The 23550-nt window shown below is 34.6% G+C and carries 28 protein-coding genes and 2 tRNA genes; 20 read left to right on the top strand and 10 right to left on the bottom strand.

Features of this window, described 5'->3' with window-relative positions; translation table 11 throughout:
• Positions 1-11: 11 nt before the first annotated feature.
• Together FJR48_RS11425 and FJR48_RS11420 are read right to left on the bottom strand one after the other, a co-directional pair.
• Positions 12-98: transfer RNA gene (locus tag FJR48_RS11425), tRNA-Leu, on the bottom strand.
• Between the two features lie 35 nt (positions 99-133).
• Positions 134-208, bottom strand: a tRNA-Gly gene (locus FJR48_RS11420).
• Positions 209-350: 142 nt separating this feature from the next.
• Between FJR48_RS11420 and ilvD the strand changes: the two genes are divergently transcribed.
• Positions 351-2039 carry a dihydroxy-acid dehydratase gene (ilvD, locus tag FJR48_RS11415; protein ID WP_152308251.1) on the top strand — a complete coding sequence of 563 codons (1689 nt, stop codon included), beginning with the start codon at positions 351-353 and terminating at the stop codon, positions 2037-2039.
• Positions 2040-2048: 9 nt separating this feature from the next.
• Here ilvD and FJR48_RS11410 read toward each other — a convergent pair whose 3' ends face one another.
• Genes FJR48_RS11410 through FJR48_RS11395 form a run of 4 tightly spaced genes read right to left on the bottom strand, consistent with a single transcriptional unit; the run spans position 2049 to position 3727 of the window.
• Complete coding sequence (locus FJR48_RS11410) at positions 2049-2528, bottom strand: DUF2721 domain-containing protein (protein ID WP_152308250.1); 480 nt, start codon at positions 2526-2528, stop codon at positions 2049-2051.
• A gap of 12 nt (positions 2529-2540) precedes the next feature.
• Positions 2541-2810 carry a type II toxin-antitoxin system RelE family toxin gene (locus tag FJR48_RS11405; RefSeq protein WP_152308249.1) on the bottom strand — a complete coding sequence of 90 codons (270 nt, stop codon included), beginning with the start codon at positions 2808-2810 and terminating at the stop codon, positions 2541-2543.
• Positions 2807-3040: a ribbon-helix-helix domain-containing protein gene (locus tag FJR48_RS11400; protein WP_152308248.1), complete on the bottom strand. Its 234-nt coding sequence runs from the start codon at positions 3038-3040 to the stop codon at positions 2807-2809. The genes FJR48_RS11405 and FJR48_RS11400 overlap by 4 nt, the downstream gene beginning before the upstream one ends.
• Before the next feature lie 45 nt (positions 3041-3085).
• Positions 3086-3727, bottom strand: coding sequence for a class I SAM-dependent methyltransferase (locus FJR48_RS11395; RefSeq protein ID WP_152308247.1), 642 nt, complete (start codon positions 3725-3727; stop codon positions 3086-3088).
• Positions 3728-3784: 57 nt separating this feature from the next.
• On the opposite strand from FJR48_RS11395, the gene thrS reads away from it, so the two are divergent.
• Positions 3785-5599, top strand: a complete 1815-nt coding sequence (thrS, locus tag FJR48_RS11390; RefSeq protein WP_430739325.1) for a threonine--tRNA ligase — start codon at positions 3785-3787, stop codon at positions 5597-5599.
• A 23-nt stretch (positions 5600-5622) separates the two neighbouring features.
• Positions 5623-6114 carry a translation initiation factor IF-3 gene (gene infC, locus FJR48_RS11385; protein WP_152308449.1) on the top strand — a complete coding sequence of 164 codons (492 nt, stop codon included), beginning with the start codon at positions 5623-5625 and terminating at the stop codon, positions 6112-6114.
• Here the strand turns inward: infC and FJR48_RS11380 are convergent.
• Complete coding sequence (locus tag FJR48_RS11380) at positions 6065-6244, bottom strand: hypothetical protein (RefSeq protein WP_152308245.1); 180 nt, start codon at positions 6242-6244, stop codon at positions 6065-6067. The genes infC and FJR48_RS11380 overlap by 50 nt on opposite strands.
• 67 nt (positions 6245-6311) lie before the next feature.
• Entirely contained in the window at positions 6312-7628 is a 1317-nt protein-coding gene (locus tag FJR48_RS11375) for an MFS transporter (protein ID WP_152308244.1), read from the bottom strand.
• A gap of 66 nt (positions 7629-7694) precedes the next feature.
• Between FJR48_RS11375 and rdgB the strand changes: the two genes are divergently transcribed.
• Positions 7695-8282, top strand: coding sequence for an RdgB/HAM1 family non-canonical purine NTP pyrophosphatase (gene rdgB / locus FJR48_RS11370; protein ID WP_152308243.1), 588 nt, complete (start codon positions 7695-7697; stop codon positions 8280-8282).
• A gap of 241 nt (positions 8283-8523) precedes the next feature.
• Here rdgB and FJR48_RS11365 read toward each other — a convergent pair whose 3' ends face one another.
• Positions 8524-9294 (bottom strand): undecaprenyl-diphosphate phosphatase, encoded by a 771-nt coding sequence (locus tag FJR48_RS11365; protein ID WP_152308242.1) that lies wholly within the window; start codon positions 9292-9294, stop codon positions 8524-8526.
• Between the two features lie 116 nt (positions 9295-9410).
• Between FJR48_RS11365 and FJR48_RS11360 the strand changes: the two genes are divergently transcribed.
• From FJR48_RS11360 to FJR48_RS11285, 16 genes are all read left to right on the top strand, one after another.
• Positions 9411-10520: a pyridoxal-phosphate-dependent aminotransferase family protein gene (locus FJR48_RS11360; RefSeq protein ID WP_152308241.1), complete on the top strand. Its 1110-nt coding sequence runs from the start codon at positions 9411-9413 to the stop codon at positions 10518-10520.
• Positions 10521-10523: 3 nt separating this feature from the next.
• Positions 10524-11372 carry an ATP phosphoribosyltransferase regulatory subunit gene (locus FJR48_RS11355; protein ID WP_152308240.1) on the top strand — a complete coding sequence of 283 codons (849 nt, stop codon included), beginning with the start codon at positions 10524-10526 and terminating at the stop codon, positions 11370-11372.
• Positions 11372-12628 (top strand): adenylosuccinate synthase, encoded by a 1257-nt coding sequence (locus FJR48_RS11350; protein WP_152308239.1) that lies wholly within the window; start codon positions 11372-11374, stop codon positions 12626-12628. The genes FJR48_RS11355 and FJR48_RS11350 overlap by 1 nt, the downstream gene beginning before the upstream one ends.
• 15 nt (positions 12629-12643) lie before the next feature.
• Positions 12644-13063, top strand: coding sequence for a flagellar export protein FliJ (locus tag FJR48_RS11345; protein WP_152308238.1), 420 nt, complete (start codon positions 12644-12646; stop codon positions 13061-13063).
• 13 nt (positions 13064-13076) lie between these two features.
• Positions 13077-13586 (top strand): magnesium transporter MgtE N-terminal domain-containing protein, encoded by a 510-nt coding sequence (locus FJR48_RS11340; protein WP_152308237.1) that lies wholly within the window; start codon positions 13077-13079, stop codon positions 13584-13586.
• Positions 13587-13730: 144 nt separating this feature from the next.
• On the top strand, positions 13731-14822 hold the full coding sequence (locus tag FJR48_RS11335; protein ID WP_152308236.1) for a GGDEF domain-containing protein: 1092 nt from the start codon (positions 13731-13733) through the stop codon (positions 14820-14822).
• 12 nt (positions 14823-14834) lie between these two features.
• The gene (locus FJR48_RS11330; RefSeq protein WP_188108583.1) at positions 14835-15533 is read left to right on the top strand and encodes a response regulator transcription factor; all 699 of its coding nucleotides are present in this window, start codon (positions 14835-14837) and stop codon (positions 15531-15533) included.
• 97 nt (positions 15534-15630) lie between these two features.
• Positions 15631-16182 carry a DUF507 family protein gene (locus tag FJR48_RS11325; RefSeq protein ID WP_152308234.1) on the top strand — a complete coding sequence of 184 codons (552 nt, stop codon included), beginning with the start codon at positions 15631-15633 and terminating at the stop codon, positions 16180-16182.
• Between the two features lie 8 nt (positions 16183-16190).
• Positions 16191-17318 (top strand): glutamine-hydrolyzing carbamoyl-phosphate synthase small subunit, encoded by a 1128-nt coding sequence (carA, locus tag FJR48_RS11320; RefSeq protein ID WP_152308448.1) that lies wholly within the window; start codon positions 16191-16193, stop codon positions 17316-17318.
• Between the two features lie 210 nt (positions 17319-17528).
• The gene (gene ccoN / locus FJR48_RS11315; protein WP_152308233.1) at positions 17529-19022 is read left to right on the top strand and encodes a cytochrome-c oxidase, cbb3-type subunit I; all 1494 of its coding nucleotides are present in this window, start codon (positions 17529-17531) and stop codon (positions 19020-19022) included.
• 18 nt (positions 19023-19040) lie between these two features.
• Positions 19041-19733 (top strand): cytochrome-c oxidase, cbb3-type subunit II, encoded by a 693-nt coding sequence (ccoO, locus tag FJR48_RS11310; protein WP_152308232.1) that lies wholly within the window; start codon positions 19041-19043, stop codon positions 19731-19733.
• Between the two features lie 12 nt (positions 19734-19745).
• A complete protein-coding gene (locus FJR48_RS11305; RefSeq protein WP_152308231.1) occupies positions 19746-19949 on the top strand; it encodes a cytochrome c oxidase, cbb3-type, CcoQ subunit in 204 nt (67 codons plus the stop codon).
• Between the two features lie 9 nt (positions 19950-19958).
• Positions 19959-20882 carry a c-type cytochrome gene (locus FJR48_RS11300; RefSeq protein ID WP_152308230.1) on the top strand — a complete coding sequence of 308 codons (924 nt, stop codon included), beginning with the start codon at positions 19959-19961 and terminating at the stop codon, positions 20880-20882.
• Positions 20883-20895: 13 nt separating this feature from the next.
• On the top strand, positions 20896-21105 hold the full coding sequence (locus tag FJR48_RS11295; RefSeq protein ID WP_152308229.1) for a DUF4006 family protein: 210 nt from the start codon (positions 20896-20898) through the stop codon (positions 21103-21105).
• Positions 21106-21211: 106 nt separating this feature from the next.
• Positions 21212-21901 (top strand): 3-dehydroquinate dehydratase, encoded by a 690-nt coding sequence (locus tag FJR48_RS11290; RefSeq protein ID WP_152308228.1) that lies wholly within the window; start codon positions 21212-21214, stop codon positions 21899-21901.
• Positions 21894-22406: a FixH family protein gene (locus FJR48_RS11285; RefSeq protein ID WP_152308227.1), complete on the top strand. Its 513-nt coding sequence runs from the start codon at positions 21894-21896 to the stop codon at positions 22404-22406. Before FJR48_RS11290 ends, FJR48_RS11285 begins: the two co-directional genes overlap by 8 nt.
• Here the strand turns inward: FJR48_RS11285 and FJR48_RS11280 are convergent.
• Positions 22403-23518: an FAD-dependent oxidoreductase gene (locus tag FJR48_RS11280; RefSeq protein WP_152308226.1), complete on the bottom strand. Its 1116-nt coding sequence runs from the start codon at positions 23516-23518 to the stop codon at positions 22403-22405. The genes FJR48_RS11285 and FJR48_RS11280 overlap by 4 nt on opposite strands.
• Between the last annotated feature and the right edge of the window lie 32 nt (positions 23519-23550).

Raw genomic sequence — 23550 nt, 5'->3', positions numbered from 1 at the left:
TTTTCAATCAGTGGTGCCCAAGGCCGGACTCGAACCGGCACAGTATTGCTACCGGGGGATTTTAAGTCCCCTGCGTCTACCAATTTCGCCACCTGGGCATCGTGAGTGATTTCACAGTTTAACAATTTTTAAATGGAGCGGGAAACGAGGTTCGAACTCGCGACCCCAACCTTGGCAAGGTTGTGCTCTACCACTGAGCTATTCCCGCATTTTTTCATCTTATTTTCATAAGTGAGGCGGAATTATATCTATTTTTTTTTGCTTTGTAAAGAGTTTTTGTGAAAAATTTTAAAAAAGTTAGAAAATAATGATATAATCGCAATAATTAATTATATAGTATAAGGATTTTTATGAGAAGTGACATCATCAAAAAAGGGTTTGATAAAGCTCCGCATCGCTCACTGCTTCGTGCAACCGGTTTAAAAGATGAAGACTTTGACAAGCCGTTTATCGGGATTGCAAACTCTTACATAGACATCATTCCGGGACACTTTTTCCTGCATGAGTATGGTGAGATTGTAAAAGAAGCTATCCGTGAAGCGGGTGGTGTGCCGTTTGTTTTTAACACTATAGGTGTTGATGACGGTATAGCTATGGGACATGAGGGTATGCTTTATTCACTTCCATCACGTGAGATTATTGCAGATTCTATGGAGACAGTTATGAACGCTCATCAACTAGATGCTATGATCTGTATCCCTAACTGTGACAAAATCGTTCCGGGTATGATAATGGGTGCATTACGTATCAACGTTCCAACTGTATTTGTATCAGGTGGACCGATGGCTGCAGGACATAAAAAAGATGGTACGCCAATTGACCTTGCTACTGCTTTTGAGGCTGTTGGAGAACACGCTGAAGGAAATATCACTGATGAAGAGTTATACGACATCGAGTGTAATGCTTGTCCTTCTGGCGGTAGCTGTTCAGGTATGTTTACTGCAAATTCTATGAATACTTTATGTGAAGCTATGGGTATCGCACTTCCTGGAAACGGTACGGTTTTAGCTATGACACCTGAGCGTATAGCTATGGTTAAAAAAGCTGCTAAACGTATAGTTGAACTGGCAAAAGAAGATAATCCTTCTAAAAACAATCTTCGCAATATTCTAAACGAAAAAGCCGTTCACAACGCATTTGTAGTTGACATGGCAATGGGTGGAAGCTCAAACACTGTTTTACATATGTTGGCTATTGCAAAAGAGGCTGAAGTTGATTTTGATATCACTAAAATCAACGAAATAGCTAAAAACGTAGCACACATCGCAAAAATCTCACCATCATTAACAACTGTTCATATGGATGACATTAACAAGGCAGGTGGTGTAAATGCAGTTATGAATGAAGTATCTAAACGTGGCGGTATGTTGCATCTGGATAACCCGACAGTTACGGGTGAGACTATAGGCGAGCGTATAGCTGATGCCAAGATATTAGATGAAAATATTATTCACACAAATGAAAATGCTTACAGTCCTGTTGGCGGACTTTCAATCCTTTTTGGTAACTTGGCAGAAGAGGGTGCTGTTGTAAAAACTGCAGGTATTGATCCGTCTATGCGTCAGTTCAAAGGTAAGGCTATCTGTTTTAACTCTCAGCCTGAGGCTATTGCAGGTATTATGGGTCACAAAGTAAAAGCTGGTGATGTCGTAGTTATCCGTTATGAAGGTCCAAAAGGCGGACCGGGTATGCAAGAGATGTTAGCACCTACTTCACTTATCATGGGTATGGGGCTTGGTCAAAGTGTTGCACTTATCACGGACGGTAGATTTTCTGGTGCTACACGCGGAGCTTCTATAGGTCACGTATCTCCTGAAGCTGCCGAGGGTGGTTTAATAGCTCTAATCGAAGACGGTGACGAGATTGAGTTAGACGTAGATGCACACTTACTGCAGTTAAATGTTGATTATGAAATTTTAGAACAAAGAAGACTTCACTTCAAACCTTATAAAAACGAAGTAAAATCTAAATGGTTAAAACGTTATCAACTTCTAGTTTCAAATGCATCTAACGGTGCAACTTTAAAAACGGAGCTTTAAGCTACCGTTTTACTCTATAAATATATGTTCCCTCTTATCTCTTATGTAAGAGATTGTAAAATAGATTTCTTTGACGAACACTAAGAGAGCTATAATCAAAAATACCATTGCCAATACAAAAAGTATAGATATAAAAGTCTCTGCATTAAAAGACATCAGTGAACTGAAAAATACACTGATAATTACTAATGCTACCATCAGCCCTGTAGCAGTTGCAAAAAATATAGCCAAGTTGGTGTTTTGCATACGCTTAAGAAGATTGTTTCTTCTTCTTGTTACGGCAGATGATGGATGATAGTTTGAATCTTTAAGTTCTTTTTGATGCACATAATCATCCAAACCCTCAAGTTTATCTATAATTCTAGTAAGTCTGTTAGTAAAAACATTTAAAAGCCCTGCAACACCTGCCAGTAAAAAAACGGGGGCTACAGAGAGTTGTATTAAAGATGAAACGGTGGTTATTACACTTGAATCTTGTGGTATGAGCATTCTTTTTCCTTGTTAATATATACTTTTTCTAAAACCAACTCTTAAAACCAGTAAAATAATTTCGTCTTCTTCTATTCTAAATAAAACACGTATTTTTTTAGCCACTACGAAACGGTATTGATTTTCAAATTCACTTCCCTTTAGTTCTGTTACTTTTTTTGATGTTTTTAAAGCATCAAAATTTTCAGCCAAGTAATGAATCTTTTTAACTATGAGAATCCTATCTGGATGCGAGAAGGATTTTAAATCTTTTAAAGATTTTTCTGAATATTTTATATTCAAATCTCAATTCCCAGCTCGTTATAAACATCCTCTGCATCTAAGACTCTCATGTTACCTGATTTTATATCTTTGGTAATCTTGTCAGCTACGACTGTATCTGTATAGTCAAAGTAAAAATCAAGTGCATTTTCAACAATTTCTTTTTGAGACTTGTGAAGTGCATCTGCAACATTCTCAAGCTCTTTTGCTATCCCCTCATCAAGTGAAAGCAGTTTTTTTACAGTAGCCATTATATCTCCTTATATATAAAATTATATATCTATTTGGATATATTGTCAAACTTTTTTTAATAGCACGCTTTTTTTAGAATCATGTTTTAATACTTTAAAACCGTTTTCTCGTGCTAGTACTTCAAAAGTATATGGACGAAAAAAACATATATGGGTAGGGTCATTTTTGTACCACCATTTTTTAAATTCATCTGGCACGTTAGTGTGAAATTGAGTCATCAGTGCTAAGTATCCGCCGCTTTTTATATGAGAGGCAAAAAACTTAAATATCTCTTTTGGATTTTCAATGTGTTCAATAACTTCGGTTGATGTAATCAAATCGTACTCTTTACCCTCGTAAACCTTTTGAGGAGAAAAATATTTGTCATATATATCTACATTTAAAGCCCGTTGTTTAAGAAGTTCACTTAAAACGGGACCCGGACCGCTTCCAAATTCCAAAACATTTTTTATACTCTCAATATATTCTAAAAAAGTATCTTCCATAAACTTTTCAAACATCTCAACATAACCGGGTGAGTCCATGGTGTTATTATGATTATTATACTGTTTTAACTCGTCTTCACTGCTTACATAATAGGAAGGATTTTTAAAAATAAATTCACAATTTTCACAGTGAAGAAACTCCCAATTATTGCGTGTATCGGAGATTTTTGTTACTGGATTGTTACAGAGTTTGCACAGCATTTATCGACTTTGAAGTGATTTTTAGTTATTATAGCAAAAATTTTTATATAGGGATAAATTGATTTGGATGCTATTGCACTAAGACACAACAACGAAATTATAGATCTTCAAACAGCAAGAGAGATTGGTTTCGAAGGTGAAGCTATAGAGTTGGACAATTCGCCGGAAGCTCTGGACGTACTTCGTCACTCGACTGCACACCTAATGGCTCAAGCTATTAAAAACTTATATCCGGATGCTATGTTTTACGTAGGGCCGACTGTAAAAGAGGGATTTTACTATGACTTTAAAACTAGCCAAGAGATAGGTGAAGGCGACTTAAAACGTATCGAAAAAGAGATGATTAAACTTGCTAAGAAAAAAGCAGAGATAGAAAAATACTCGATTTCGATGGATGAAGCTCGTGAAAAATTTAAAGATGACTATCTTAAACTTGAAGTTATGAAACGTATCCCTGGCGATACGGTAAGCATCTACAAACAAGGTGAGTTTGAAGATTTATGTCGTGGACCACACCTTCCAAATGTTGGACTAATCCGCTACTTTAAACTTCTAAAAATCGCAGGAGCTTACCTTGGAGGAGATTCTAAAAATGAGATGCTGACTCGTGTTTACGGAATCGCATTCGCAGATAAAGAATCTCTAACAGCTCATATGGATATGCTTCGTGAAGCAGAAAAACGCGACCACAGAAAAATAGGTAACGAGATGAAACTTTTCACTTTCCGTGAAGAGATAGGGGCTGGTTTCCCACTATGGCTACCAGCTGGAGCACGTCTTCGCTCACGCCTAGAGGATCTACTTTTCAAAGCCCACCGTAAACGTGGTTATGAACCTGTTCGCGGACCTGAAATGCTAAGAAGCGATTTATGGAAGACATCGGGTCACTACCAAAACTACGGCGAGAACATGTACTTTACAGAGATTGATGAAGTGGAGTTCGGTGTAAAACCTATGAACTGTGTAGGTCATATAAAAGTTTATGAAGATGAACTTCACTCATACCGTGATTTGCCTATTAAGTATTTTGAGTACGGTGTAGTTCACCGCCACGAATTTACCGGTGCACTTCACGGGCTTTTCCGTGTACGTGAGTTTACTCAGGATGATGCGCACATCTTTTGTACGGCTGACCAGATAGAAGAGCAAATTATAGAAGTTGTTGATTTTGTTGATAAGATTATGACTACTTTCGAGTTTGATTATAAAATGATGGTTTCTACAAAACCTGAAAAAGCAGTTGGAAGCGACGAAGTTTGGGAAGTATCTACAAATGCACTAAAAACTGCTATGGATAAACATGAACTTGCTTATGAGATTGATGAGGGCGGTGGAGCTTTTTACGGTCCAAAAATCGATATCAAGATTACAGATGCAATCGGTCGTGAATGGCAATGTGGAACAATCCAGTTGGACTTTAACCTGCCTGAGCGTTTTGAACTTGAATATAATGCGGACGATAATGAAAAAATTCAACCGGTTATGATACACCGTGCAATCTTAGGTTCATTTGAGCGTTTTGTAGGAATTTTAACAGAACATTATGCAGGTGAGTTCCCGATGTTTATAGCTCCTACACAGGTAGCAATAATTCCGATTGCAGATACTCATAAAGAGTATGCTAAGGAAATTCAAGATAAACTTATCGACATTGGTGCCGATAGTAGTATATACGATAAAAACGATTCTTTAAACAAAAGAATCCGTACAGCTGAAAAAAGCCGTGTACCTATGCTAATAGTAATCGGTGATGAAGAAGTTAACGGTAAAACTGTGGCAGTTCGTGATAGACGTTCTCGCGAGCAATATAACTTAAGCTTGGAAGATTTTGTGAAGCTTATACAAACTAAAATTAATGAGGTAAATTTTTGAGTAGTAAAAAAGACCGTGTCATAATGAATGACGATATCAGGGTTCCTGAGGTAAGATGTAACGTAGATGGTGAAGAATCTTTAGGTGTAATATCGATAGATGAAGCTATGGAAAAAGCAAATGAGCTTAATTTAGATTTGGTTTTAATAGCACCGGATGCTAAGCCGCCAGTTGCAAAAATTATGGACTACGGTAAATACAAATACCAAAAAGAGAAACAGCTAAAAGAGCAGAGAAAAAAACAAGTTAAAATCGATGTAAAAGAGATTAAACTATCTGTTAAAATTGCTGAAAATGATATTGCCTATAAAGTTAAACATGCCCGTGAATTTTTAGAAAAAGGTAAACACGTTAAGTTTCGCGTATTTTTAAAAGGACGTGAAATGGCTCACCCAGAAGCTGCTAAAGAGGTGCTTCTACGTGTTTGGCCTATGGTTGAAGATATTGCCGTTATGGAAAAAGCACCTAAGTTTGAGGGGCGTTATTACAATATGTACGTGGTTCCTCAGAAGTAGTTTTAGTTAGATAGTGATAATCTAAACCGTCTTCACAAGTTACGCTAAGGCTGTCAAACGCCTTAGCTTTTTTATTTTCATATTTATCTTTTTTATTTGGAAAATGTATCTGTTTTTCTATCCAGTCCATCATAAACTCCTATGAATTGAAGTCTATTACTCTAGGATAAAAAAGTGTGAAAAAAATGTAAAATGAATTATTTGGCTATCTTAGCCTTTAATTCATCCTCATCAATAGCTTCGCTAACGTATTTAACTACTACAATATTTTCAGTATCGTTAATATACCATTCGGCTATATGTTCATGCTCTAGAGTATTTAGTTTATCTTCATCTATATCATCATGATTAATAAAAAGATGTGAATATTTAGTAGGATTTTGTAGTTTAAACGTCCATAGTAACCATAAAAATGCTAAAACAGCCATAGAGATACCGATAGTACCCCTGTCTGATATATCTAAAAGTAAACCTGCACTCGTACCGCCTATAAAAGTCGTAAAATATGCAACAGAGTTTGATATACCAAGTGCTGCACCTTTTTGATGAACTTTCGCGAATTTACTTATCATAGATTGAACAAGAGGTTCCATCATATTAAATGCGATAAAAAATGCAACTACGCCTATTATAAAAACTGTACTAGAGTTTGTTAAACCCATGATTAAAAACGATGCAATAAACAATATAATAGATAGCAAAAATATTTCACGAGGCTTATTTTTCTTTTCTCCAAATACGGCAGCAGGTCCCATAGCGATAAGACCAAGAACCATAGCAGGCAGATATGCCATATATAAGTCGGAATTTTTCCATCCGAAGGCATCGCTTGTAAGTATAATAGGTATAAGTACAAAAGCAACAGTCATAAGACCTTTTTGCATAGCATTTATTACTATCATATTTAAAAGGTTTGAGTCTTTTAATATATCGCTTGTTTTTGCTTTAGCATGATAAGTATGTTTGATTTTTGGAGGTGTAGGGACTTTTGTAAAAAGTAAAATAATCGCTAAAACCGATAAAACGGCAGTGATTATAAATAATGTATCAACTCCGTATTTTGCACCGATAATTGGACCGGCACCCATAGATACCGCAAAACTAAGTGCAATAGATGCGCCCATTATAGCCATAGCTTTTGCACGTTTCTCTTCTTCTACAAGGTCTGATATCATAGCTGTTATAACTGCACCGATTGCTCCCGCACCTTGCAAGAAACGTCCAAGCATAAGTGTATATATATCGGTAGCATATGCAGCGATTAGTGAACCTACTAAAAATATAAGCAGACCGACTAAAAGTGTAGGTTTACGACCTATCTTATCACTCATGTTTCCAAACGGTACTTGAAAAATAGCTTGAGTCAGAGCATATCCACCAACCACTATACCTACAAGCAGTGGTGTAGCACCCTCAAGTGTTAATGCATAAACGGAAATTATCGGAAGAACTAAGAACAAACCTAAAAATCTAAGTGAGAGAATTATAGAAAGAGGCATTACTTTTTTAAACATTAAGGATCCCTATATTTGTGTATAATTTCAAAATTATAATAAAAAGATTTGAATAAAGGCTTTAATTTGAAATTAGTTTTAGCAACAGGGAATAAAGGTAAAGTTAGAGAGATAAAAGCTCTTTGTAAAGATTATGAAGTAGTTCCGTACAGTGATTTGATAGATGAATTTGAAATAGTGGAAGACGGGGATACTTTCAAAGAAAATGCACTTATAAAAGCCAGAGCAGTTTTTAAGGCTTTAGATAATGAAGATGTTATAGTACTTGCGGATGATAGCGGAATAAGCGTAGATGCACTTGATGGAGCTCCCGGCATCTACAGTGCCAGATATGCAGGTGCTGATGCAAGTGATAAAGACAACCTATATAAACTGATAGATGATATAAAGGCTAAGGGAGTTGAATCAAGTCCCGCTTATTATACGGCGGCAATTGCAGTAGTAACTAAAAATGCAGAATATACGGTACACGGTTGGATGTACGGTACAGCTTTAACAAAAGCAATAGGCGATGGTGGTTTTGGATATGATCCGATGTTTATTCCGCTTGGATTTGATAAGACCTTAGGTGAATTAGATGATGAGATAAAGAAAAAATTATCACACCGCTCAAAAGCGTTAACACTGGCAAAAAAAATTATAAATACTTTGTAATAAAACTCCGTCCCTGGAGTTATAGCCGTCATAAGTCCTTTTAAATGAGGCTTTTATTACAAGAATTTGCGACTTAGATTATAGAAAGAATTTTCCAATCTTTCCATAAAAATTTGCAACCGGTTGTTATATCTGCTAAGTGTTTGCATGATATCCCCCTTTGTTGTGAAAGCCCGTAAAGAGCTCACTATTTGACAATTGTCAGAGGATTTAAAGCAAGTTATATTCCACAGATTCTATTTTAGTTAAAAAATATTAAAAGTGATATTCCAAAAATAATTCTATAAATACCAAAAGCTACGAAGGTAAATTTTTCCAAAAAAACTAAAAATAGTTTTATAGTCAAGTACGCTACTATAAACGAAACTACAAATCCAACACCCAAAGCTATAACAGATTCTTCTGTAAAATCTTCATAGTGCTTTAGTAAATCATAGCCTGTTACGGCACACATTACGGGAAATGCAAGTAAAAAACTAAATTCTGCACTTGCACGGCGACTTAAGCCTGTCAGCAGTGCGCCTATAATTGTAGAACCTGCACGGCTGGTTCCGGGAATAAGTGCAAAAACCTGTGCAAAACCAATCCACAGAGTCTGTTTCATACTTATTTTTTCAATATCATCAAGCATAGTTGTCTCATGTGGTATAAAAAACTTTTCAACCAGTAAAAATATAACACCGCCTACTATAAACATAATAGCTACAACTTCAAGGCTAAAAAGTTCTTTTATTTGGTCTGAGAATATATATCCTACAGAACCAATCGGTAAAAAAGCTATAAAAACTTTTGTCCAAAGTGGAATTTTGCTAATGTGAAATTTATCGCGATAGTTGAAAAATACTGCAAGAATTGCTGCAAATTGAATAATAACTTCATATGCTTTTGTAATATTTGTTTGCTCAAGCCCTAAAAATTTACTTGCTACTATTAAATGTCCTGTTGATGAGATTGGAAGAAATTCGGTAAAACCCTCAATTATTCCTAAAATTATAGAATCTATTATTGTCATTAACTACTCTTACACCACTTAATTTTTTTGCTATTTTAACACAATAATCGTCGCTTAAACATATTTTGATATAATACGAGGTTTTTTTATTATATTAAACTTTGTAGGAAAAATACATGTTACTTTTTACACCTGGACCGACTCCGGTACCTCAAAATGTTCGTAATGCTATGGCCGATGAGACTATGCATCACCGTACACCGGAATTTGAAGCGATTTTTGAAAAAACTCGCAAGCATCTTTTTAAACTATTTAATACTGATGAAGTAGTTATGATTGCATCTAGCGGAACAGGTGCAATGGAAGCAGCAGTTATAAACCTTTGCCATAATACACTTTTAAACGTAAACAGCGGAAAATTCGGTGAGCGTTTTGGAAAGATTGCCAAAGCTAACGGCTTAGGCTCTGTTGAGGTTAAAAATGAGTGGGATACACCTGTCAGTATTGAAGAAATTGTAGAAGCTGTTAAAAATAATTCTGATATAGATGCAATAGCTGTGCAAATTAGTGAATCTGCAGGTGGACTTCGCCATCCTGTAGAGGAAATAGCAGCAGCGATTAAAGAAGTTAATCCAAGTATTATGATAATAGCAGACGGTATTACGGCAGTAGGTGTCGAGAAGATAGATGTTACAAATATAGACGCACTTATAGCAGGTAGCCAAAAAGCTTTAATGCTTCCTCCGGGTTTATCTATAATCGGTCTCTCAAATGCAGCTATAGAAAAAATAGGCGGGGGTAAAGGATATTATCTTAACTTAGCAAGCGAGATTAAAAAGCAGCGTCAAAACACTACGGCTTATACGGCTGCTACTACCTTAATAATCGGACTTTTAGAAGTACTAGAGACTATAGAAAAAGACGGTGGGTTAGCAAAACTTTATGCAGACACGGCTTGTCGAGCTAAATCAGTAAGACGTGCATTAGAGGCTATAGGACTTCATGTTTATCCAAAAGTACCTGCTAAATCTATGATAACTATAGATGATGAGAGTGCAAACGAGATTAGAAAAGTTTTAAAAGAAGACTACCAAGTAAACGTAGCAGGCGGGCAAGACCATTTAAAAGGTAAGATATTTAGAGTAAATCAGATGGGTTTAATTCAACCTTATGAGATGGCATGGGTTGTAAATGCAATTGAATTGGCACTTGATAAAATTGGAAAAAGAAAATATGACGGAACAGCAAACAGAGTGTTTAACGGCTGTTTTCTTGGAGTGGATTAAGAGATGATTTTAGAGCATGAGATACCAAACGGCTCAAAACTTTATTTTGGAAAAAGTGCAAAAGTTAAAAGAGAGATAGAGTACAAAGCGAGCGAAGTATTGGTTGCTGAAGGCTTTGAAGAGATTTTAACTCCTGTTTTTTCATATCATCAGCACCTGAGTATTGCAAACGAGAGAGAACTTATCCGTGCAAACGATGAGAAAAATAATTCTGTATCGCTAAGAGCAGACTCTACAATAGATGTTGTTCGTATAATCGAAAAACGTCTTGGTCGAAATACTGATGAGAGAAAATGGTTCTATATACAACCTGTTTATAAATACCCGACGACTGAGCAATATCAAATCGGTGTTGAATATATGGGTGAGACAAACTTATCTTATGTTTTAAATATTGCAAACGATATATTTAAAAAGTTAGAAGTATCGGCACTTGTGCAAATAAGTAATATGAAAATACCTCATATTTTGGTTAATATGTTTGATGAATTAACTCTTGAAGATTTTAGACATCTAAATATAGAAAAGTTTTTAAATCTTAAAGTAGATTGGCTAACTAAACTTGTTTATCTTCAACATGTAGAACAAGTAGATGAACTTTTAGATATCGTTCCGGATATTTTAAAAGCAGAACTTGTAAAAATGAAAGAACTATGTAGTGATTCAGCATGTAATAACGGAGTTTTAGCTCCTATGTATTACGCTAAGATGCTTTACTATGATGAGTTGTTTTTTAGAGTTATAAAAGGTAATGAGGTATATGCACGTGGTGGCAGATATAAAAATGAAGATACAACTTCGGTTGGTTTTGCAATATATACAGATACTATAATAGAAGAGAAAGTGAATTAATGGCAACAAAAGCAGATTTAATAGTCGGTATCCAATGGGGAGACGAAGGTAAAGGTAAAATAGTAGATGCATTGGCATCTAAATACGATATGGTTTGTAGAAGTCAAGGTGGACATAATGCAGGTCACACTATTTGGGTTGAGGGTGTTAAATACGCACTTCACTTAATACCGTCCGGTGTACTTAATCCTAAAGCTATAAACGTAGTAGGAAACGGTGTTGTTTTATCTCCTGAGTCTATCATAAAAGAGATGGAGCAATTTGATAATTTAGAAGGTCGTTTATTTATATCGGATAAAGCTCACTTAAATCTTTCATACCACTCTTTGATAGATCAAGCTCGTGAGAGACTAAAAGGTGATAAAGCTATCGGTACTACGGGAAAAGGTATCGGACCATCATATGCCGACAAAATTAACCGTGGCGGTGTTCGTGTTGGCGAACTTTTAGACCCTGAGAGATTAACTAACTCGATTATTGAATATTTTGAACAAAATCGTGCTATATTTGACGTTTTTGAGATTGCAACACCAAACAAAGCTGAACTTTTAGCAGAGTTAGAAGGTTTTAAATCAAAGCTTGCTCCTTTTATTACTGATACTACACAGATGGTATGGAAAGCTTTAGATGAGGAGAATAAAAAAGTTCTTCTTGAAGGTGCTCAGGGTACACTACTTGATATCGACCACGGTACATATCCGTATGTAACTTCAAGCTCGACTGTATCTGCAGGTGCATGTACCGGTCTTGGAATAAATCCTAAAGATATAGGTAAAGTTATCGGTATTGTAAAAGCCTATTGTACACGTGTTGGAAACGGACCGTTCCCTTCTGAGGATTTTGGTGAAGATGGTAAACGTCTAGGTGAGCAGGGTCATGAGTTTGGAACTACAACCGGTCGTGCTAGACGTTGTGGTTGGTTTGATGCGGTTGCAACTCGTCACGCATGTCGTCTTAACGGTGTAGATGAACTTTCACTTATGAAACTTGACGTGTTAGACGGTTTTGATGAAGTAAAACTATGTGTAGCTTATGAATACAACGGTGAAGAGATAGATTATATGCCTGCTGATTTAGATGCGGTAAAACCAATTTATAAAACTTTTAAAGGTTGGACAAATTCTGCAGGTGTAAGAGAATTTGATAAACTTCCAAAAGATGCACAGGACTTTGTAAAAACTATTGAAGAAATAAGTAAAACAAAAGTTGGTATAATTTCTACATCGCCTGAAAGAGATGATACAATAATCCTATAAAAGGACTATATTGAGATGAAGACTCGCTACTCTCCACTTGTAAAACTAAAAAAAAGCACAATGGATAAAAGCGAGCGACAAGTTCAGCAAAAAAATGCAGACTTAAACAATGCCAAAAAAGCATTAGAGAGTTCATATAACTCTTTAGACGATATTTCCCAACCGACTTCGGGAAATATCAACAATCTTTTAGCCTCAAGAAGTTTACTCTCTTCCCAAAGAGATTTGATAGAACATAATAAAAGTTGGGTAAGTTATGCCAACAAGCAGCTTGAAGCTGCAAAGCTACAATTCAAAAAAGATATGATAGAGTTTGAAAAGTTTAAATACTTGGAAGTCCAAGAGATAAAAAAATACCAAAAAGAATTAAAAGTAAAAGAGACAAAAGATTTAGACGAGATTGCTTTAATGACTTTTGGTAAAGACTACAAATAGCGGAGATTTTACTATGAGATTACTAATAATTTTTTTATTTATATCTACTCATCTTTTTTCAATCGAAACAAGTGAAAGATTATTTGAATGTAGTGAAATTTTTAAAGCCAGAAAAAGTGAACTCTTAATAGAGTTAGAAAGAATAGATGAACAAAAACAAGCTTTGGAAGCACTTAAAAATGCTACCGAAGATTTACTAAAAGATAAACAAAAAAAAGTTGATTATGAGGCTGAGGTAGTAGAAAACAAAAGAGCTGAAATAGCTGCTAAAGAGGCAAATATAAAAGCTATGCTTGAGGAAAACAAAGCAGTACTGGCAGAGCTGAAAAAAATCAAAATGGATAAAGTAGCCCAAACTTTTGCAAAAATGAAAGCTGCCGCCGCTGCAAAAATACTCTCCGATATGGATGCTAACGATGCCGCGAAAATTCTGTCATCTTTGAAGCCTAAAACGGTTGGCAAAATTCTGACAAAGATGGATGCTAAAAAAGGTAGTGAATTAACCCTTCTTCTCGCAAAGTAAAACATATTTAGCAGTTTTGACACATCCCTGACACACCTAAAAGATATAATAACATATAATAAAACATATTATGAACTATAAATAACAGATTTATTTATGTTGATGGGGCTATAATGAAATATATATTATTTTTAAAGTTGAATTATGAGTTTACAATTTGAAAAGAAATATATTTTTAATAAAATTTTTCTTCTATTTTTTTTAACAGGTGTTTTACTGGGGGTATTAAACGCACATATTGATATGCACTTTTTTTACGTGGGATTGGGCTCTTTTTTAGATTTTTTAATCTTTAACGTACCGACTCCTGAAGCATATGCCAGAACACTGGTCTTAGGAATATGTATAATATTTGGATATATATTTTCAAAAATTTATTATGAACATTTGGAATACAAGCTTTTACTTGAGTATTCGCTTGATAAATCTTACGAAGCTATTTTTTTATTAAATAAAAATGGGGGTTTTTATCGGCTGAATAAAAATAAAGAAGAAAATTTTGCTTATGATATTAAAGATTTTTTAAATTTAAATATACATGATTTAAAAGATAAAGGTCATATTAAATTTAAAACAAAGTATATAAACAAAGATAACGACTTTATTAATGTTGAGGTAATAGCAAACTATATTATTTACAAGGACAGAGAGTACTTTATAGCATCTGTTAAAGATATATCTAAGAAAAAAGATAAAGAAGAAATAATTAAACTCAATAAAGAACTTGAAATGTTGGTAAATACCGATAGTTTAACCGGTATATCAAATCGTTATAAGTTTGATGAGACACTAAAATATCATTTGGCAAAAAACAGAAGAACTGATGATAAAAAGCTAGCACTTTTAATATATGATATAGACAACTTTAAAAAAATAAACGATTCATTCGGTCATAATGTAGGTGACAGTGTTTTAAAAGAATTGGTTGAGGTTACAAAAAAATATATAAGACAAGGTGATACATTTGCAAGATGGGGAGGGGAAGAGTTTGTGGTTCTTTTGCAAAATGCAAATTTTCAAAGTAGCATCAGTGTTGCAAAAAAAATACATGAAGCTGTTAAAAATCATAATTTTAATAAAGTTAAAAATATAACTATAAGTATAGGAATAGCCTTGGCAGCTAATGATGATACGGCAGAACTGCTTTTTACCAAAGCCGATAAAGCTTTATATAAAGCAAAGAATGACGGTAGAGATCGCATTGCTTATCAAAAAGAAATAGGGGAGATATATTAATTTAATATGAATATGAAGTTTGATACGAGTAAATATACTGTTTTGTATGCACAAGAAAATAAATGTACAAGCAATATTTGCAAAGAATACTTAGAAGAAAAGTTTGAAAAAGTTTATATAACCGATGATGGAAGGGAAGCACTTGAATTTTATAAAAATAAAAAAGTTGATATTATCATTTTAGACGATAATATTTCACACTTTAACGGATTCGAAATAGCATCTAAAGTGCGTCAACAGGATATTAACATTAAAATAATACTTTTAATATCATTTTTAGATGAAAAAATTTTATTTGAAGCAGTCGAGCTTTGTCCTTTAGAGTATATACATAAACCCATTGAAAAAATAAAACTTGCCGAAGTACTTCATAAGATAATATGTGAGTTAGAAAAAAAACACCAAACAAATAATTATTTTTATTTACCTGAAGATTATATCTGGGAGAAAACAAAAAAGATATTAATATATGATTCAAACGCTATAACTCTAACAAAAAATGAAACTTTACTTATGGAATTTTTATGTTCGGAAAAGGAACGCGTATTTAGTTCACAAGAGATAATGGAGTTTTTTTGGGAAAATGACGGGAATAACGACTTGACTTTTGATGCCTTAAGAGGATTGATTAAACGTATCAGAAAAAAATTACCTCCAAATTCCATAATAAATATTGTTAACAGAGGATATTATCTAAAGTCAGAAAGATAAAAGACATTAATCTGACATAGTTGAAGTTGGTATAATCATACTTTTACCTAATTTATTGTAAAATGCGTGAATTTAATTTATTTTGAGGCTAAAAGTCATGAAGATTTCACTAAAAACTATCCCCCATATATGCTCGAAAATTGCGGTTGATTTAAATAAAAGCGGTGTTGTTACCATGACAAAAGGGCTTGAAGCCGTAAGTGCCGAGGCTGAAAAAATATTAACATCAAGTGTAAAAAAAGAGATGTCACTTGATGAAAAAGTGCGTGAGATTTGTGAAGAAAATGAAGAAGAGATTGAGTTTAATCTTGTGGATGAACGTCAACTTTTTTTTATGATAAAGAAAAAGCTTGCACCTGAATATGATGTGATTTTAAATTATGAAGAGCGTTATTCTGATATATCTCACAAAATTTTAGATGAGTTATATGAAGAAGACTTGATTCATTTTGAGGTATCGGAAAACCGTATTAAAAATATTATCTACAATTCAATCACATCATTTATCGCAGATGCAAGTGAAGTAGATGATGCCGTAATGGACAAGATACGCTCATACAAAAAACACTATATACCTGGTACAGACGAGTTTGAAATTCTTTATGAAAAAATTTACCGCGAAGAGATGACTAAGAGAGGGATGCAGTAATGGCTGAAATGAAAAAAGTATATATTTATCTTGAAAATGGCACTTTTTTAGAAGCAAATAGTTTTGGAGCCGATACGACGAGTGTCGGTGAGATTGTATTTAATACGTCACTTACAGGGTATCAGGAGATTATGAGCGATCCGTCTTATGCTGGTCAATTTGTAACATTTACTATGCCCGAGATTGGAAATGTAGGTGTAAACAGCCAAGATATGGAAAGCTCTTCTGCCCATGCAAAAGGTATGATTGTTCGCAAGTTTCAAAAACGTCATTCTAACTTTCGTTCAGAAGGTGCACTTGATGATTTTTTAAAAAAATACAATGTTATGGGAATCTGCGATATCGATACCAGATACTTAACTAAAATGTTAAGAGCCGAAGGTGCTATGATGATGGTAGCATCAACAGAGATTAGTGATAGAGATGAACTTAAAAAAGTTCTTGAGAGTTCTCCTCGCATCGAAGATGTAAACTATATAGAACAAGTTAGTACAAAAAAAGCATATAAACATACCCAATCTACATATTCAAAAACTAAGTTTGAATATGATCAAGCTCCAAAAGCACAAGCTAAAATTGTAGCTATTGATTTTGGTGTTAAGCAAAACATATTAAATGAGATTGTAAGTGCAGGTATAGAAGTTGAAGTAGTTCCAAATAATTTTGATGCTGAAGATTTGATTGAAAAATACAATAACAAAGAGATAGACGGTGTGTTTTTATCAAACGGTCCCGGTGATCCTCTTGTACTCAAATATGAACAGGAGCAGATTAAAAAATTAATTGCCGCAAAAGTTCCGATGTTTGGAATTTGTTTAGGGCATCAACTTTTATCGATTTCACACGGCTATGATACGTATAAATTGAAATTCGGTCATCACGGTGGAAATCATCCCGTAAAAAATGAAAAAACAGGTTTAGTAGAAATAACTGCACAAAATCACAACTATAATGTTCCTGATAATATAGTGGAGATTGCAGAAGTTACGCACTCTAATCTTTTTGATAATACGATTGAGGGACTTAAGTATAACGACAGCCCTATCTTTTCCGTGCAACATCATCCTGAGTCTTCACCCGGACCAAAAGAGAGCAGATATATATTTTCAAGTTTTTTAGAACTTATCAAAAGATAAGTTCTACTTATGTATCTAATCTTACTTAAATAAATATAAAATTACAAAAGTAAACAAAAAACTAATATTTATGCAAAATTGTCATAAAATAGTCAAATTTTAAGATGTTTTAAACTTTTCTATGGATATAGTAATAGTGTTAATTGGTCTAATTATCTGAGAGTATATTTAATTGGGCTTAATTGCTTTGAATCTTTAAGGAGGCTATATATGGAGAATCGTCCATTAGAGTACGACTATACAGTTGCAAAGATGTTCATGCTAACTACAGTTCTTTTAGGTGCTGTCGGTATGTTAATCGGTGTAATTTTGGCATTTCAGATGGCATTTCCTGAACTTAACTTGGTTCTAGGAGAAGGTCTTGCAGAATACACTAACTTTAGTCGTCTTCGTCCGCTGCACACAGATGCAGTAATCTTTGGTTTTACGCTAAGTGGTATTTTCGCTACTTGGTATTATGTTGGTCAGCGTGTTTTAAAAGTATCAATGGCAGAGTCAGGTTTTTTGATGTTTTTAGGAAAATTACACTTTTGGTTATACTTGGTAGTAGTTGTTGCAGTTGTTGTATCACTATTTGCAGGTGTAACTACATCAAAAGAGTATGCTGAATTTGAATGGCCAATCGACATCGCTGTTGTTGTTGTATGGGTAATTTTTGGTTTAAGTATTTTCGGTTTAATCGGTATCCGTCGTGAAAAAGCATTGTATATTTCAATTTGGTACTATATTGCTACTTTCTTAGGTATAGCTATGCTTTACTTATTCAATAATATGGAAGTTCCTACAATGTTAGCTACATCACCTGCAGGTGAGAGTAGTATCGGTGCTTGGTATCACTCAGTATCTATGTATGCCGGTACTAACGATGCATTAGTTGAATGGTGGTACGGACACAATGCAGTTGCATTTGGTTTTACAGTACCTATTGTTGCTATGATTTATTACTTTTTACCAAAAGAATCTGGTCAAGCAATCTATTCTTATAAATTATCGTTACTTTCTTTCTGGGGATTAATGTTTGTTTACCTATGGGCTGGTGGTCACCACCTTCTTTATTCAACTGTTCCTGATTGGATGCAGACTATGGGTTCAATTTTCTCTGTAATATTAATTCTTCCATCATGGGGTTCAGCAATCAATATGCTACTTACAATGAAGGGTGAATGGCAACAAGTTGCGGCATCCCCGTTAATTAAGTTTATGGTTCTTGGATCTACATTCTATATGTTCTCAACATTAGAAGGTCCTATTCAAGCGATTAAATCGGTTAACGCTATTGCACACTTTACTGACTGGATTGTTGGTCACGTACATGACGGTGTACTTGGTTGGGTTGGATTCATGATTATGGCTTCACTTTTCCATATGGCTCCACGTGTATTTAAGCGTGAAATTTACTCAAAAAGCTTAATGGCTGCACAATTCTGGATTCAAACTGTAGGTGTTGTTTTATACTTCACTTCTATGTGGATTTCAGGTATCACTCAAGGTATGATGTGGCGTGCTCACGATGAGTTTGGTAACTTAGCTTACTCATTTATCGATACTGTTACAGTTCTTCACCCTTATTACACTATTCGTGGAATCGGTGGTTTACTATACTTAGTTGGTTTCTTTATGTTTGCTTATAACATTTACAAAACTATGTCTGCTCGTCCTGTTGAAGAGTCTGAGCTACAATCTGCATCGCCTATGGGCGCTTAAGAAAGGGAGGTTAATATTATGTTTCATTGGTTAGAAAAACACCCGTTCTTTTTCTCAGTAGGTGTATTTGTTACAATCGCTTTTGCCGGTTTAGTTGAAATTCTTCCAAACTTTGCTCAAGCTTCTCAGCCTTTAGTTGGTACTAAGCCTTATTCAACTCTTGAATTAGCCGGTCGTCACGTATATATCAAGAACTCTTGTAATGCGTGTCATTCTCAGTTAATTCGTCCGTTTAAATCAGAAACTGACCGTTACGGTCACTACTCTTTAAGTGGTGAGTATGCATATGATCGTCCATTTTTATGGGGTTCTAAAAGAACAGGTCCGGATTTAATGCGTGTAGGTAACTATCGTACTACCGATTGGCATGAAAATCATATGAAAGATCCAGCTGGTGTTGTTCCGGGTTCTATTATGCCTGCTTACAGATGGATGTTCACAAACGAAGCTGATATAGAAACTGCTTATGCAGAACAATTAACAGTTGCTCAGTTCTTTTCTGTTCCATATAACAAACCGGTACCTATGAAAGATGGGTCAACTGCAGTAGTTAAAATGGGTTCAAGTGTTGCAGATGCTCACGCTTTAGCTTTAGCTGAGGCAAAAGAAATCGCGGCAGATATGAAAGATCAGAGTGTTAAAGATGCAGTTGCAAATGGCAAGATTCCTGAAATCGTAGCTATTATTGCATACATGAACAGTCTTAAATAGTAAAGGTTTATAGTGGAAATTGCACAACTTCAAGCTTATGGTTATTTTATCTTGACAACTACATTGGTAGTTATTTTATATGGGTATATTTATCATCTATATACAAAAAGAAAAGATTCTGATGGGCATGATTATGAGGATTACGGCAATTTAGCACTTAAAGATGATGTGACTGATACTCCGGTATCGGCTATATCTGATGATAAAGAGAAATAGGAGAGATATATGAATAAGCTTTATCTTGGTGGTATTATCTTTGTTGCTCTTATGCTACTACTAACGTATCTGTCGATTGGTGGTTCTGAGGGTGGTCTTAATGGTGATATCGTAAATATACTTGGTGTTGCAGGTGCAATCGCACTTGTACTTATTACAGTATTTGTTGTAATCAAGTATGTTCGTCAAATGCAAACTGACACGGCTACTGGTGATCTTATGGAAGAGAACTGGGACGGTGTCGGTGAGTATAACAATGAGTTGCCTTTTGGTTGGGCAGTGTCATTCTTTTTACTAATCGTATGGGGTATGTGGTATTTTATAGCCGGTTATCCGGTAAACGCATACTCTCAAATCGGTGAGTATAATGAAGATACGGCTGCACACAATGCAAAATATAATGCTCAATATGCGTCTATCACTGGTGACAGATTAGTAGAGATGGGTGAGTCTGTATTTTTAGCTGAATGTAAAGTATGTCACGGTCTTACTGCTGACGGTATTGACGGTAAAGCTGCTAACTTAAACAAAAGAATTGATGAAGTTGCAGTTAAACATGCTGTAATTAACGGTTCTAACAATAGCTTATTAGGTATGGAAATGCCAATGCCTGATCGTAACGGTTTGTTTAATGCTAATACTGGTGCTTTAATTACAGATGCTGAAATTAATACTGTTTCTGCTTATGTTGCAAACGGTATGACCGGCGAAGGTGCGGATATATTTGCCGGAACTTGTGCTTCATGTCACGGACCGGACGGTGCGGGTATGGAAATGGTAGCTCCAAACCTAAAAGCATTTGATACTGCACTTGTTACTAATGTTCTTAAGCATGGTAAAAAAGGCGGTATAGGAACTATGCCTGCATTTGATAGATTAAATGCTAAACAAAAAGAAGCTGTCGCTGCATATATTAGCAGTTTAGCTAACTAAGAAGGAGTCAGGTATGAATGAAAATAGAAGCGTATTTGCTCTTGATGGTATTACTGGTATGTTAGTAGCTACAGTACTTTTACTTGTTATCCTTGCCGGTTTAACGGTATGGGGTATTGGTGTACAAAATGCTAATATGACAAAGTTTTATGAAATTAAAGACGAAAAACAGATAAAAATGTTTAGCAAGGATAATGCTAAACATTGGCATAACGTGAACTAAGGAGTATATGGTGGATAAATTAATAACAATTGGTTTAATAATCTCGGCTATTTATACTGCTTATGCAGTTCTCACACCTAATCATTTATTTATAGGTTAGGTTTTCTTGAAATTTTTACACAGAGGGCTTTATGCCCTCATCCTTTCGGTATTATTTGCAAACACTCTATCTGCAGAGTATTTATATAAAGATGAAGTTATTTTTAATCCTAAATTCAATGAATCTGTCGAAGAATTAGGAGCTGAACTTTATCAAAAAACAGGTATATCTTTAAGACTTTTGATGTTAAAAGAGTTACCGCATGATAAAAAAAATATAGTTGAGTACGAAAAAGAGGTTATGAAAAATTTTTCTACGCCTACGGTTTTACTAACTTTTTCTGAGATGGACTCACAAGTCGATATATTAGCGTATCCGACATCTTTATATGAATACTTTGACAAAAGACAAGTACTAAGTCCTATATCTTCTCCTGTGCAAGCTTTTGTTATAGCATTGCTTAATTTTGATTTTTCAGATATGAGTAGTGGAGGAACAATTTTACCTTTACTGGCACAAAAGGCTAAAAAAGGTGAAGTTTTAGGAAAGTATAGCGGTGCTATGTTTAACGGTTATGCAGATATAGCAGAACAAATCGCAAAATCTAAAGGTATTGAACTTGAACATGCAGTAGGGAGTGCTAACCAAACTTCTATATTAATCGTTAAGACACTCTTTTACGGTATCATCCTGATAGGTATATATATGTATATCAAAAGAAAATTACATTTAAAAAGGCAGGCAAATAATGAATAAAATTCTAGCTAGCGGTAAAATTTGGCCTTATGCTATAGGTATATCAATTATACTTATATTTGGAGCTTGTGTAGCAACTATAGTTGTCGCTTCTAAATTGCCTGTTGAAAAAAGCGATACTTATATGATGGATTATCATCAAGCGGATGCCAATGCAAATGATTTGATTAATGCACGTATTGAGTTTGATAAAAAATACAAAATCGAGTACGTAACGGATGGATTATCTCAAGATAAGTCTATATTAAAGTATAAAGTTACGGATTTAGCAGGAAAAACTATAGAAAATGCTAAATTAAAAGTTATCGTAACTCGTCCGAATTCACGTAAATATGATCAAGAACTTATGGACTACAAATATGATAACGGTATTTATGTTTTTAAACCTATAAAACTTGAATTAGCAGGCAGATGGGATATTATGGCTAAAGTAAATGTTGATAAGCTACAAAGATACTATAACGTAAAAGCCGATACTAGAGCTAAAGAGGCTTACGAGTATTAAACTCCTTTAGTTCTGGCATATTTGTAAAAAAGCTTCTCTAAGGATATCTCTTTAGGGATAGCAACTCCATCTAAAATATTTTCTTTTAATTTTTTTGCCAAATACGGAGCAAAAACAAACCCTCTTGATCCCAAGGCATTTATGCTATAAATATTTTGATAATATTCTAGTAAATCGCTTGGTATCTTTGTTCCTTTTTTTATTGATGGATATTTTTTTAAAGACTTTTCATAATCTATAATTTTTCCAAGTACGGGAAAATAACTCTTTATAGTAGCCCTCGCACCTTTTGAGACTTTTATAACTTCTAAATCATCTAAGTCTATAAGCTCGTTTGCTTGCTTTAGAAGTGATTTAACATCTTCTTCGTCCGTATTTATATAAAAAGGACATTTGTCGCAAGTAGTATTACACTCGCCTTGTGTCATTGAGTGGTTTTGCTGTGTAGCACCTATTGCTACCGTGCCGTCCGCTTTGTTTGTAGATATGGATATGGATTTGTGTATGTTAAAAGGAATCTCTGTAGATGTTTTAACATCTATTTTAACTCCAAACATAGGAGATATATTTATATAAGGGTAGTTAACTAAGGGACTGTTTACACCTTGAGCCAAGATGATATTTTTAGCTTTAAAGTTCTTAAAAATATAATACCCGTCTTTAAAGTTTAACTCTTGTATATCTTCTTGATAAAAATCGCAGTTTTTAAGTAGATAATTACAAATATCAACAGGGTTTACTATAGCTGCATCTGCATAGTAATAACCCTCGATATTTTTAAACTTTAAGACCTTATGTTTTAGTGCATTACCATCTAGTTTTGTCTTGTCAAAATTATCGTTTGATACTCTTAACACACCTTTTTTAGTTATAAGTTTCGGCATTAGTTTTTCGTAAAAATCTATAGAATAAGCAAGGGCATCATTGACCAGTGAATTATAGGAGTTTTTTTTACCCGGAAGCGGTGATAGAAAAGCACCCGCAGCTCCGCTTGCACCTTTTGCGATGCCCTCTTTATCTACAACAGCTACACTTTTACCCGCTTGCTTTAGGGTATATGCACAGTTAGCTCCGGCAGCTCCGGCTCCTATAATCAAAAAATCGTATGTCATGATGAAATTATATCCCAAAGTGTTATAATAAC

Source organism: Sulfurimonas lithotrophica (assembly GCF_009258225.1).
GTDB lineage: Bacteria > Campylobacterota > Campylobacteria > Campylobacterales > Sulfurimonadaceae > Sulfurimonas > Sulfurimonas lithotrophica.
The sequence above is the reverse complement of the archived record's forward strand: the minus strand, read 5'-3'. Positions and strand labels throughout refer to the sequence as shown.